A 13,458-nucleotide genomic window follows, 5' to 3' on the forward strand; every position below is an offset into this window, starting at 1 on the left:
CTTGATTCAACGATACGAAAAATCCCTCTCAAAAGAGAGTTTAGTATAACTGCTTTTTTGAGGGGGAATTTTTTGCAATAACCCCTAAAGATCTATTCCGACCTTTAGGGGTTATTATAACTTGAGCTTTCAGGTAGTTTTTTAACTAATTCACTTAGTCAACAAAAGCGTGCCTGAAACCTTTAATCTTATCCCAGTTACCACGGGTAAAGTCGGGTATGGCAACAGAAGCACTATTATTCTCAATGGAGATACAGCTTAATTCAGCCAGAGAACACCACTCGGCCAGGTCATAGACATCCATATCAAGCGGTAATCCATTGCGAAGACAATAAATCAGGCGATAATCCATGATAAAGTCCATACCACCATGACCACCCACCTCTTTGGCTTTCTCTTCCAGTTCACGATGAATACGATGTTTATATTTCTCCATCAAAGCCTCTCTCACCTCTTTCGATACAAAGTCATGGGCGCTCAGGTTCTCATGGTCCGGCACATCACCTTCTGCAAGCGCATCGCCCTCAAGGGCATAACCCTGAGTAGGATACTTATTGGCAAACCCTTTGGTTCCACTCACCTGATACATGCGGCTATAGGGACGGGGTGAAGCAACATCATGTTGGATATGGATTGTCTTTCCCTTCTCCGTACGGATCATCGTCATCGTATGCTGTCCGTTCGCAAACTGGTAAGCACTGTCACGATCCACTCCTCTTTTCTCTATCATGTATTCAGGAAGATTTGCTGGCTTAGTGTCCATTGCTACCAGGACATTCATTTTATCTCCACGGTGAATATCCAAAGCCTGAGCTGCAGGACCCATACCGTGAGTGGCATATACATCTCCACGGAACTGCCTGTTATATTGTAAACGCCAATCTCCTTCATAATCTCCCCAGAAGTCACTCAGATTATGGATATAAGCTCCCTCGGTGTGAAGAATCTCTCCAAAGAGGCCTTTCTGAGCCATATTCAGTGTGGTTAACTCAAAATAATCATACACACAGTTTTCTAACTGCATACAATGTTTTTGTGTTCTCTCCGCGGTATTCACCACATTCCATATCTCTTCGAGAGTCATCGCCGAAGGCACTTCACATGCCACATGCTTTCCCTGCTCCATCGCATAGATCATCATGGGCGCATGTTTTGTCCAATCGGTCGCAATATAAACCAAGTCTATATCATCCCTTTCACATAACTCTTTCCAGGCCTCTGCGCTTCCACTGTAAGAAGCGGCACGGGGCAATCCGGCTTTATCAAGAATACCCTGGGCTTTCTCTACTCTGTCGGCATGCAAATCGCACAAAGCTATTATTTTTGTACCGGGAATATGTGTAAAGCGCTGTACAGCACCGGGACCACGCATACCCAAGCCTATAAATCCGACCCGTACAGTATCGATCTTGGGGGCAACCAATCCCAATACATCTTTTTGTCCTGAAGAACGTTTGGGCACATCCGTCTGAATGGTATACCCGTTACCGGATTTTTCCGTTGCTGGAGTACATGTTACAAAGAAAATCAGCAGTAACAATAAAATAAAAGAATTTGTTTTTGTCATATTGAATAAAGATTTGAATATTGAATATCTGTTATTGATCATTTTTTCCCATAAACTGCAACTATAAAAGGCCAATCCTTGTTTTCATAATGTTTAAGTCCTTTACGATATATAGATGCGATTTATGTCTGACCGCTTTATCCTCTTTCGCGCCACTACAAACAGTCACTTCGGAAGGAGAGATAATTTTATAAGAAATCTCTTGCACTTTAAAATCCTGGGCGTGAAGTTTTATAGGAGCCATCACGAGTAAGTAAATGAAGAGGCGACAGGAAAATTTATGGAATGACTTGACCATTTATAAAGTAACCTTAGTTTTATTTCCATCGTAAGCAACCGCATATACAATAATCTCATTTGTTGGCGGGCTATCCAAAGTAAACGAATTTCTGTTGGAAACGAAAAGCAATTGTTCTCCCTCGTACACTTCGTACGCCACCACATTTTTCCAACCATTCATTGTTATAGTAGATCCACTTTTAGTTGCTGTCCCCGGCTGAACGGTCAATCTGTTTTTGAATATCTCCCAATTGGCATCACAAATATATTCAATTTTTTCTGTCATGGGAGAATAATTCTTCTCTTTTATATCATTGATTAACTGATCGATCTGATATATAGTAATGGTAAATTTACCGGAACCATAGTCGTCGATTGTCCCATCATAGGGAACGAGATATCCCCAACGAGTGAAGAATCCGGTCAAATCGGTTTGAGTAATATCACACATCATCCTCACAAAATCAAGTTGTTGTTCACCGGGAGTAGGTTTATCGGGAGATGTGCGTACCCTTTCATATAATTCCTTATATGTATCATTAAAACCGCGGGCATTCGCAAAATAGAGTTGCAGTTGCCATAGTGACACAAGTTTACAGAAGACGTCCTCTTCCGCGGGATGAGGAGTTTTACGTATGAACGAGTTATGATAGGCTTTCTCATATCGGTTATTGTATCTGCCCATATTTTCGGTTTCAATTCGTGAAGGGTTTCCCCATTGTGTCTGCACATAAAGGGAATGGACATTATTGGTCACTTCGGTCATACCCAACCAACGGAAGCCGGGACGCGTTTGCAAGGTATGGCCCGTCTCATGGGCGGGTCCCCACGGTTCCGATTTGAAGCGTTGCAGCGAGAGGATATCCTGCTGCGTATCTGATATATATGCCGTACGATAAGAGGTAGCATACATGTACGAGGTGTACATGACATGAAAATAGGCACGATTGACAGTAGGTCTATTATATTTCATCAGACCCATAAACTCCTGCTCGAGGCGTACCAAATCATCGTAGGCTGCTATTAATTGAGGGCCATTATTTGCTGCATACGATCTGAAAGCTGCTGTCTCAAAGGTGAGGTGTGCATATTTTCCCAAGAGATCAAAATGCTTGTTGGTAGCGTTTGCTAAAAGCCGACTCCATTCTGAGGCATCATGCTTCTGCGAGTCAAAATAACCATTCACCTTTCCGGTAGCGAAGTGGACTGTTATCGGCTTTGCCGATTCATAATCGGACGTGTGGTAAAACAGGTAGGCCAATCCCTTATTTCGCGTCTTTATCTTATTGACTCCCGTTGTGAGGGGATAGAACGAAGCATTATTATACCCGTCTTCTCCCGGTGTATCGAGATCCTGAATCTTAAGGCTGATTGTATTTCCATGTGTATCCCCCACGAAAACAATCAATTCTTCATCTTTCGCCACTGCTATCCCTGTTGGATTATCCAACAGGCTTAAGGTAGATGTCTTATTCACTTTTGCCCATGCATCAGGATGGGGCCATGCCTTGTACTCCTGAATCCTAAACTCACGTGGATACTGATCATGAAACAGATACAAAGCAATATTACGATACAGCCTATTCGACACTTTCTCTATTTCATCGAGTGTAATGTCCGGCTTCAATTGAGTACAAGCCTGATCAACAAAGAGTTGTTGCGGGTTAAAATTATCGGGGTTGATCCGGTAAAATTCCATCTCGGCACAACTGGCAAAACCTTGTCCGTCTCCTGCACCGGATTTCACGACAAAACGGATCGTTTTTGGTTTGATCAGAGGTTGTGTAAATGCGATCTTCGAAGCTGAGCCGGATCCATTGAAATTATAATCCAATAGTTTTTTCAATACGGGTTCCGACTCGGTAGCCCCCCATATCTCAACCTCTTTGAAATTACCGTTCGACCCGCTGCTACGGGGATAGTAGACCAGATAGTCGATACTTTCCTGATTCTGGAAATGATAATCGAGCGTTATCGGGAAATAGTACTCACCGATATTATTCCAGTTAGAATGATAGATGGTCGTAAAATCATTGTCGAACGATTTTTCAATCTCTCCGCCAGGCTGTGGGTCCGGACTGGCTTTACCATTGCTTACCGGGACTTTGATATCATCTTTGATATCTTTTCCCGATTCTCCGGAATAACCCTCCTGCGCTTTCTGGACAATACGTATTTCTTTCTTGAGATCGCCACCCTTCTGTCGTACGGTCAATACGGCATTACGCACAACTTTATCACTGTTCCATACTACCTGGAACCAATGCTCTTCTTTGACCATTTCTCCCGCACGGACATCCGGTTTCTCTTTCACCCAGGTCACCTCTTCAGGTATAATCACATCATATTCAATATTGGAGGTGATTTCCAAAGAGATATCTCCACCATCGGCAGGTAAGTTAAAGGTCTCTGAAGATACTAATATAGCTGGTGCCGTACCTAATTGCTCTACTGATATCGTTTCGAAAAGGTTATCGGCAACCACTTTTATCTCTGCTTTACGCGAATCTGCCTCTCTGTTTTCTCCCACGGTTATCCGTAACGTGTTTTCACGACGTTCGACTCCAAGCCACGACTGTACATCGGGCTGGACAGATGCAGACCAGTTCTCCACACTCGTCTGCACGACAATATCGCGCGTGGAAGTCGCAGCTTTAAAATTGACTGTCTTTATTTCAATCGTAAGAAAAGGAGGGATACCATCTTCTTTCTCATCACAAGCCGTCAATAACGACAGGATAATGACGAAAAGAAACAGGAATAAAGTTGATCGTAGTCTCATCTCTTGAATATTATTGTTCAACAATCAATTAATCTTCGAATAATGTGATATCTGTTTTTGGTTTAGGCAAACTCATGGCTGCTATAGCTCTTTTAACGGAATCCACATCTTCCCGTGTCACTTCATAGCGATAGAATCCATAGTCATTGACCAATATTTCACCCACGTAAAAGAATCCCCAGCGCTCAAAGAACTCAGTCAGGTCTGTCCGGGATACTTCACAAGCCAGTCTGCAAAATTCCAGCATATTCAGATAATCCTTGCTACGGTCACCACCGCCGAGAGGTTCCTGTCGACGCATAGCAATCATCAGGTCGGGGTAGAAATCGGAATATCCCTGAGAAGTGAAATAGAGATGCAATTGCCAGAAAGGAACAAGACGATGGAATACATCGGTATTTCCACCACCTCCATATTGACTGGTAGAGACAGCCTGACCCGGGAAATAGAGGTAGGAGATCCCCTTATCGAGAATCGTTTCGCGCGCTTTTGCATAAATCCCCTGCTCGGAGAGGCGGCTTCTATTCCCAAGCTTTGTCGTGGAATAGAGCGTCATAATATTATTACTTACCTCGGTCATTCCACCCCATGTGAGTTGGGGCCGCATCTGAAGTACATGTCCCAACTCATGGCTAAACCCCCAGCAGGGATCGCCTTTGATTATGCTCGACGGATCGGCCACCAGCCTCATCGCCCAGTCTATATAGGCCACGCCATCCCGATCACGGAACATATAATAGTGGTAATTGATACGTGCCAGCACATGATTTGTAGGAAAGAACCTCTCCTTATTCCATCCGATAAAGTGACGTTGCAGCGCAACTATGCTATCAAAATTCTGCAACAGTTCCACTCCCCTGTTCCATGTAAACCGTTTAAGGCTGTCAACCGGAAAAGCCACTTGTATGTACTTGCCCCGCATATCCATCACCGGGCTGATCGCATTCTCAAGCAGGGTGTTGAAATCGCTGTCGGTATCTCCACGTGTAATATCGAAATAACCGTTTACCTTCCCGGTCGGAAAATGGACGGTAACCGATGCATGATCCTGAGGATTATCTTCGGTAAAATATTGAATATAGGCATGGCCTCCCTTTTCCAGACGAACCAGATTGACACCCTCCTGTAGGAAATGTGTCTCGCTCTTCAAACCCCATCCGGCAGGATCTTCATCGGGTTTAATCCCTTCCGGGGCCCGGCGAGTCCACTCCGGAACGATAAGTATTACCTTGGCACCTTTCGTTTCTCCGACAAAAATAACATTCTCACCTTTATCCAATACAATACCGGTTATTCCTTCATATTTACTGAATCCATCTCCAATACGCATTTTCTCGCCCAACACATCCGGGTGAAGATAAGGAGTATAATCAGCCAGTCGCAACCCCGGACTATATTTCTTTTCATATAACTGCAAGGCAAGCTCTCTGATCGCCGGGATTTTTAACCGTTTGATATCCTTCATACGGATATCCGGTTTCAATGTCGTGCCGGCCGGATCTGCAAAAACCCTACACTCCGCATCCAGTTTCGCCCGGGTAATGGCATTCTCGGGAAGCATCAGGCACTGCATTTCACCCAAACTGACCATATAAGTATCTGCAGACCGTCTATCCCGATAAGTATCGGTAATAATCAATTTAATTTTCTGGGGATTCCTGATAGGTCTATCCAACTCAAGGTGGTAGGGAGCATTCGAAAGAGAAGGATTCAGATCGGCCACTTTACGGTAAACACTTTTTTCCATCACCCATACTTCTGCTGTTTTAATAATACCATTAAGACCAATACCCCGAGGGGATAACAGTACCTTATCCAACCGTTTTCCCTTTCCCTTCAGATCGGCCTCGATAATAACAGGCTGCCTGGAAATTCCATCCCAAAGGGTATGGAAAATCTCGGAATCCTTCTCCCGTCGACCATCGGTAATATTATTTACTCCGGAATTAGGTTGTGCTATATCCGAAGGTGAAAGTGTAATATTCTCCATCGGAATAAGTGTTGCGATAAGTTTAAGGTCTCTTCTCTGTTGCGGATAAGCAACCGCAACAGTAAACACGAAAAGAAGGGAAAAAAGTGCTCTTACAGTCATATTACATTTTTAATATAATCAATTTACACGTCAAACAGCAAAGATACAAAATAATTTAAATTAATTTTAACGAATAGGAGTTTTGTTTTTATCATTGAATAAAGAGAGTTGAAAAATTACGACTAAAGCGTTCTTAATATTTCAGTTCCAAGGGATTTTGCTTTTAGAACCGATTGTGAATCTGCGGCATTAATAAAGTAAATGGATTTATCGGGCAGAACCAACTCTATACCGGAAGGGACCCTGTTTGGATTCGGTATTTTATCTTTATTCTGAAGATAGATATAGACCCAGAATTCACGGTTTCCAAAAAGATCCAAAGCCAGTAACCGTAATGTTTTACCTTGTGGAAGAATAACCTTTTTCACCTCTCCCTCAGACATTTCAACAATCGGATTGGATTGTTGTGCGGAAACAACATTTTCCTCAAGCGATTCTTCTTCTGAAAGCGACGCTGCATCTACCTGCGGAGGTACTACAGATATTCTCTCCACTAACGTTTTGTTTTTACCCGCGGCTCCTGTCCCCTTTGAAAAAAAAAAGTGATGCCACGACAATGGCTATCCCTCCCGCTATCGGGATCCAAACCGATAATGTTTTCTTATTCCTTCTTAATCCCTGACGGGAGCGGGATCGACGAGGTGGTGAGGACAACTTCTCATCTTTTTCATCTTCAACACCAGCTCCATCTTCAACGTTATCTCCAACACTTACTTCAGCGTCATCATCCTTTTCCTGTTCCCCCACCTCCAGTTCAGGAATCCCTGGAAACATTAAGCCTTCATCCAATGGAGTAGGTTCAAACGGTGAGAAAGAACTGTTTATCTCATTATGTAATTCTTCTGCTGCTATAAAATTGATAGTAGGAAATGACTCTGCTTCATTCTCCAGAGAAAGGCCTTCGAAAACAATTTCTACGGCAGGGGGCATCAGGAATCGCTCTTTGGTTTCCGGATCCACCAGGATATATTCGGGTTGAATATCGGTCTTCAAAGTTCCGAAATCGTCGAGAACCACAAAATTATTCATTTTTAATTCTGCACTCACCACATCAAGGATTGTTTGAATAGCGCCGACTACCTTTTCTTCCGGCCATTCAAGACGTCTGGCTACCTCAGCAATAAATTCTTCGTATATCATGCTAATCCCAATTTAAGATACTACATCCCAAATCTTACATCAAATTCTTCCCATCAAATCAAAAGGCATCGCCGCATAGATGTTCACGTCATAAAACCGGCCAATCTCCAAAGGAGTTTTCTTGTCAATCAATACTTCCCCATCTACCTCGGGAGAGTCGAATTCAGTGCGACCGACATAATATTCAGGATCTTCCCGATCGACAATCACTTTAAGGGTCTCGCCCACCTTCGCTTCATTTACCGACAGAGCGATTCCCTCCTGCAGTTCCATCAACCGGTTCATTCTTTCCTGTTTCACATCGGCAGGTATATCATCGGAATAATATCTGTAATTATGGGTATCTTCCTCATGCGAATAGGGAAAAGCACCGAGCCGTTCGAACCGTGTCTTCTCCACAAAATCGAGGAGCTCAAAATAATCCTCTTCAGTTTCACCGGGATGGCCTACCATCATGGTAGTACGCAGGTGGATACCGGGAACTTCATCACGGAAACGTTGAATCAGATCAATGGTCTGCTGTTTGGTGATATTGCGTCGCATCATTTTCAACATATGGTCGCTGACATGCTGTAAGGCAATATCCAAATAATTACATACATTGTTCCTTTCTCGTATCACCCGTAATAAATCCATCGGGAAGTGGGTGGGATAAGCGTAATGAAGGCGAACCCATTCCACTCCTTCTATATCAGAAACCCGTCCTATCAGTTCGGGCAGTTTCATCTGCCGGTATAAATCAAGACCATAATAGGTAAGATCCTGCGCTATAAACTGGAATTCCTTTACACCTTTACTCACTAATCGGCGGATCTCATCTTCGATCTCCTTGACAGGACGTGATTTATATTTTCCGGTGATCAACGGAATAGAGCAATAGGAACAGGTTCTATCGCACCCTTCCGATATTTTCACATAGGCATAATGGGGAGGGGTCGATAACGACCGGTCGAATTCCCACTCCTTATAATATGATTTACCCAGATCGGTAATAAGTCCTTTCCAGTCGAATTTACCGTAAAACCTGTCTACTTCAGGAATCTCTTGTAACAGTTCTTCCCGGTATCGTTCCGAGAGACATCCCATCACAAAGAGTTTTTTGAGTTTGTTTCTTTTTTTTGCTTCGGCAAAGGAAAGGATCATATTAATCGATTCCTCTTTTGCATCACCGATAAAACCGCATGTATTGATTACCGCAATATCGCCGCGCGGTGTTTCGGGATCATGCTCCACCGTATATCCATTGGCTACGAGTTGGCGCATCAGTAATTCCGAGTCCACAAGGTTTTTTGAACAACCCAGCGTAACGACATCTATCTTGTTATTAACCATTTATTATATTTAGCAATACCTTTAATATTATACTTCTCTCATTGGGTCATTTTACTCTCCAAAAAGGGAATCCACAAATTCTCTTCTATTGAATACCTGCAGGTCTTCCATTCCTTCACCCAGACCAATATACTTTACTGGTATCCTGAACTGATCGGAGATACCGATCACCACTCCTCCCTTAGCAGTTCCGTCGAGTTTGGTGATGGCAAGCGCCGTCACCTCGGTTGCCGCCGTAAAGTGCTTGGCCTGCTCAAAAGCATTTTGTCCGGTAGATCCATCGAGTACGAGAAGCACTTCATCGGGAGCATCCGTCACGATTTTCCCCATCACATTCTTAATCTTGGTCAGCTCATTCATCAGGTTGATCTTATTATGCAGACGGCCAGCCGTATCGATAATTACCACATCGGCATCATGTGCTTTTGCCGAACTGACTGCATCAAATGCAACCGAAGCAGGATCGGATCCCATTTTTTGTTTGATTACCGGCACTCCTACCCGCTTCCCCCAGACATCGAGTTGCTCTACTGCCGCAGCACGGAATGTATCGGCAGCCCCCAGATAAACAGAGTACCCTTTTTGTTTGAACTGGTGAGCCAGTTTACCTATAGTAGTAGTTTTTCCTACACCATTTACACCCACTACCATAATAACGTAAGGCTTTTTTTCTTCCGGGAGGGTGAACTCCGACAAGTCATCACTGTTATTTTCAGTCAGCAGTAAGGCTATCTCATCGCGGAGCATGGCGGTCAACTCGTCTGTTCCCACATATTTATCCCTTGCTACACGCGTCTCAATCCGGTCGATAATTTTGAGAGTAGTATCCACTCCCACATCTGAAGTAATCAGTATCTCTTCCAGATTATCCAGTACATCATCATCAACTTTCGATTTTCCGGCTACAGCACGGGTGATCTTGGAAAAGAAGTTCTCTTTTGTTTTTTCGAGACCTTTATCCAACGTTTCTTTTTTCCCTTTTGTGAATCTATCAAAAAAGCCCATAGAACATTTATTACAATATCTTTGATTTTCCTTCTTTCTGCGCAATATAACATACAATCTGCACAACTTACAAAGCTACAAAATAGTCAATAAAAAACTTCCCCGCGTTTGAGCACAGGGAAGCTTTTACATATTTTTAACAGGCTTTTTCGTCAGACATCCATAAGAATAAACTTATACATTGGGCCCAACATTGAAAAAGTCGGAACAAATCGAATTTATTTCGAAAAATAATCTTTCACCTGATCATTCAGGATCATCTCTTCTTTGAAACTGTATGCACCGGTTTTGGGCGATTTTACCATTTTAATTACTTTGGTATGACTGCGACCGGTAGTTGTATTTTTGTCACGGAATCCCGCCACTGCTTTCTTTGCCATAGTCTATCTTGTTTTACTTGATTTCTTTATGAACAGTCATTCTTTTGAGAATAGGATTGTATTTTTTTAATTCCAACCGCTCTGTAGTATTCTTTCTGTTCTTTTTGGTGATATACCTTGAAGTACCGGGCATGCCACTATCTTTATGCTCAGTACATTCCAGAATCACCTGTATCCTGTTCCCTTTTACCTTTTTTGCCATTGCTGCTTCCTCCCTCTCGTTAAGCGTTTAAATATCCATTTGCAGCGGCTTTTTTCAAGGCTGCATCTAAACCTATCTTATTGATGGTACGCAAACCGGATGCCGATATATTAAGGCTGATCCAGCAATCTTCTTCCACCCAATAGAATTTCTTTGTGAACAAATTGACATTGAATTTACGTTTCGTTTTCTTGTTAGAGTGGGAAACGTTGTTGCCAACCATTGCTCTTTTTCCTGTTATTTGACAAATCTTAGACATCGCTATATAATGTGTTGTAATTATTATTCTACACTCACAAAATTCATCGGAAGGCAATTTTCCGATAAATCAGGGCGCAAAATTAAGCATATAATTTCAATTTACCAAAGCTTTAGGCAAATTAATTTATAAAGAAATTAACTTGATAAATCGATCATGCCCACTTGTATGACAACAGAGGGTTTACTTAAATAAACCCGATACATCTTTATATAAACCATTCAAAAATGAAAGCGTGGCTTTTCGGGTACTACTCCTCGTTTGTCCCTCTTCTCCCGAAGCACTCACCGCCTGATCAGTAATGATCTGCTCGGCTGTAATTGTCTTTGGCAAAGAGGATGTACCCTGCTTCGGAGTACTTTGATAGGTAATGTCCCTCACCACCAATACACATCCGGCATTGGCTACAGAAAGGTCGAACCGATAGTTCATCACTGTTTTCTCAGCTACACCAGCAAGTTCGGTCTTTGCACTTACTGTGACCGATTGGTTTTTATCGTCGAAACGAATGCCTGATACTAACGGACTACCCGTATATTTATCTTTTACCCATTTTTGCAGGACAGCATATCTCTGATTGGCGGAGATCTCCTGATTGGCCAGTATGAATTGCTCAAAAACCACTTTCCCATTCACAACCGGCACATTGGTAAAACCTGCATCTACCTGCCCGGTCATACGTGACAAGCCGATGATCAACATACTTACAATTAATATATACTTCTTCATATCAGTTTCATTTTTAGAATCAAGAACCAAAATTTTCAGAACCAAGACTATGTGAATGTGCAAATTAATTAATATCCCAATATACCAATTTAAATACAAATCATTCAATCATTATTCATATTGGACACATTAAAATTACTTATCAATTTCAGACCCCGTTTCTTAATTCGGCACATTAAACATGTAATTAGACTACAAACCTACGAAAAAGATTAAAAACAACCAGCACTTTTATAAAAAACAGCCGTCGAAATTTTATTTATCATTTAAAAAACTGTACTTTTGCAACTCGAAAAATAAAACATAACATTTTTTCAATAAAATATGTCTGCTAAAAAAACAACAGAATCGAAAGCCGAAAAGAATTTTGAAAATATCGGGGAGGCACTCACCACTTCCGAACAATTTCTCGAAAAAAATCAGAAGGCTATTATCACCGGATTAGTGATCGTGATCGCACTTGTAGGTGCTTTTCTTGCTTACCACTATTTATATAAGGTACCTCATGACCAGAAAGCTCAGGAGGCTATCTTTATGGGTGAACGCTATTTCCAGAACGGAGACGACTCGCTTGCAATTTTTGGTAACGGAAACGACTACATAGGGTTTGAAGCCATTATAGACCGTTATAAAGGGAGCCGGACTGCTGATTTGGCCCATGCCTATGCAGGTATCTCTTACAACCGGATGGGTAATAGTGAAAAGGCTCTGGAACACCTGAAGAAATTTAAGGGTGGAGATCTGCTGATCACACCGGCCGTTACAGGTGCCATAGGAGATGTATATATGAATATGGGGCAGACTGACCAGGCCATCAACAATTTCCTAAAAGCAGCCAAAGAGGCTAACGACGAAATGCTCAGCCCCCTCTATTACAAGAAAGCGGGAGAAGCTTATTTAGGTAAAGCCGACTACGACAAGGCAATTGAGATTTTCACCCGTATCAAAGACACTTATCTCAACGCTCCCGAATCACGGGAGGCGGAGAAATTCATCCAGCAGGCTCTATTCCTGAAAGGAAGCAACTAAGCGATATGGCTACAGCATTGAATAACCTCTCGTCATACGATCCCACGGTAGTCCCTAACGGGGAAGGAAGGCGGGTAGCTATTGTGGTGTCAGACTGGAATTCCTCCGTCACCCATAGTTTGCTTAACGGAGCAACCGATACACTCTTAAAATTTGGGGTATCAGCCAATGATATAATCATTGAACATGTACCGGGGAGTTTCGAGTTGACTTATGCTGCAAAAGTTATGATCGAAAGAGCAAAGGTGGATAGTGTAATCATCCTGGGATGTGTCATTCAAGGCGAAACACCTCACTTCACTTTTGTCTGTGACAGTGTAACCGAAGGTACTACCCGGCTCAACCTCAAATATGATGTACCGGTAATTTTCGGCTTGCTCACCACTCTTACTCTCGACCAGGCACAAGCCAGAGCCGGCGGCAGGCACGGAAATAAAGGAGATGAAGCGGCCATCACCGCGTTAAAAATGATGGAACTTCAATCGAGATACAAATAATTTTTTGTATCTTTGTACTTTCAAAGGGCAGTTACCAGAGTGGCCAAATGGGGCTGACTGTAACTCAGCTGGCTTACGCCTTCGGTGGTTCGAATCCATCACTGCCCACCAATCAATTTGCCAATGTGCAAATCAGTCAATGTGCCAATTAAAAACGGAGAGCGG

13 protein-coding genes and 1 tRNA gene are annotated in these 13,458 nt (G+C 42.7%); 3 read left to right on the forward strand and 11 right to left on the reverse strand.

Annotated features, from left to right (window positions below; genetic code table 11):
- Window positions 1–154: 154 nt before the first annotated feature.
- The 11 genes from VB073_RS16630 to VB073_RS16680 all read right to left on the reverse strand — a co-directional run bounded on the left by VB073_RS16630 (window position 155) and on the right by VB073_RS16680 (window position 11,767).
- Entirely contained in the window at window positions 155–1,567 is a 1,413-nt protein-coding gene (locus VB073_RS16630) for a Gfo/Idh/MocA family protein (protein WP_323405311.1), read from the reverse strand.
- A gap of 298 nt (window positions 1,568–1,865) precedes the next feature.
- Window positions 1,866–4,628, reverse strand: coding sequence for a M60 family metallopeptidase (locus VB073_RS16635; protein ID WP_323405312.1), 2,763 nt, complete (start codon window positions 4,626–4,628; stop codon window positions 1,866–1,868).
- 28 nt (window positions 4,629–4,656) lie between these two features.
- Window positions 4,657–6,720, reverse strand: coding sequence for a M60 family metallopeptidase (locus VB073_RS16640; protein WP_323405313.1), 2,064 nt, complete (start codon window positions 6,718–6,720; stop codon window positions 4,657–4,659).
- Window positions 6,721–6,842: 122 nt separating this feature from the next.
- Window positions 6,843–7,214 carry a hypothetical protein gene (locus VB073_RS16645; RefSeq protein ID WP_323405314.1) on the reverse strand — a complete coding sequence of 124 codons (372 nt, stop codon included), beginning with the start codon at window positions 7,212–7,214 and terminating at the stop codon, window positions 6,843–6,845.
- A gap of 13 nt (window positions 7,215–7,227) precedes the next feature.
- Window positions 7,228–7,860: an HU family DNA-binding protein gene (locus tag VB073_RS16650; protein WP_323405315.1), complete on the reverse strand. Its 633-nt coding sequence runs from the start codon at window positions 7,858–7,860 to the stop codon at window positions 7,228–7,230.
- A gap of 39 nt (window positions 7,861–7,899) precedes the next feature.
- Entirely contained in the window at window positions 7,900–9,192 is a 1,293-nt protein-coding gene (rimO, locus tag VB073_RS16655; protein WP_323405316.1) for a 30S ribosomal protein S12 methylthiotransferase RimO, read from the reverse strand.
- Between the two features lie 51 nt (window positions 9,193–9,243).
- The gene (ftsY, locus tag VB073_RS16660; protein WP_323405317.1) at window positions 9,244–10,197 is read right to left on the reverse strand and encodes a signal recognition particle-docking protein FtsY; all 954 of its coding nucleotides are present in this window, start codon (window positions 10,195–10,197) and stop codon (window positions 9,244–9,246) included.
- 218 nt (window positions 10,198–10,415) lie between these two features.
- Window positions 10,416–10,577, reverse strand: a complete 162-nt coding sequence (locus VB073_RS16665; protein WP_019539519.1) for a DUF4295 domain-containing protein — start codon at window positions 10,575–10,577, stop codon at window positions 10,416–10,418.
- A 13-nt stretch (window positions 10,578–10,590) separates the two neighbouring features.
- Window positions 10,591–10,779, reverse strand: coding sequence for a 50S ribosomal protein L33 (gene rpmG / locus VB073_RS16670; RefSeq protein WP_323405318.1), 189 nt, complete (start codon window positions 10,777–10,779; stop codon window positions 10,591–10,593).
- 19 nt (window positions 10,780–10,798) lie between these two features.
- Complete coding sequence (gene rpmB, locus VB073_RS16675; RefSeq protein WP_294081180.1) at window positions 10,799–11,038, reverse strand: 50S ribosomal protein L28; 240 nt, start codon at window positions 11,036–11,038, stop codon at window positions 10,799–10,801.
- 183 nt (window positions 11,039–11,221) lie between these two features.
- Window positions 11,222–11,767, reverse strand: a complete 546-nt coding sequence (locus VB073_RS16680) for a hypothetical protein (RefSeq protein ID WP_323405319.1) — start codon at window positions 11,765–11,767, stop codon at window positions 11,222–11,224.
- A 324-nt stretch (window positions 11,768–12,091) separates the two neighbouring features.
- Here VB073_RS16680 and VB073_RS16685 point away from each other — a divergent pair, with 324 nt between their 5' ends.
- The 3 genes from VB073_RS16685 to VB073_RS16695 all read left to right on the forward strand — a co-directional run bounded on the left by VB073_RS16685 (window position 12,092) and on the right by VB073_RS16695 (window position 13,404).
- A complete protein-coding gene (locus tag VB073_RS16685; RefSeq protein WP_323405320.1) occupies window positions 12,092–12,796 on the forward strand; it encodes a tetratricopeptide repeat protein in 705 nt (234 codons plus the stop codon).
- 5 nt (window positions 12,797–12,801) lie between these two features.
- Window positions 12,802–13,293: a 6,7-dimethyl-8-ribityllumazine synthase gene (ribH, locus tag VB073_RS16690; protein WP_323405321.1), complete on the forward strand. Its 492-nt coding sequence runs from the start codon at window positions 12,802–12,804 to the stop codon at window positions 13,291–13,293.
- Between the two features lie 25 nt (window positions 13,294–13,318).
- Window positions 13,319–13,404, forward strand: a tRNA-Tyr gene (locus tag VB073_RS16695).
- Window positions 13,405–13,458 lie beyond the last annotated feature (54 nt).

This window comes from Proteiniphilum sp. (genome assembly GCF_034927365.1).
GTDB lineage: Bacteria > Bacteroidota > Bacteroidia > Bacteroidales > Dysgonomonadaceae > Proteiniphilum.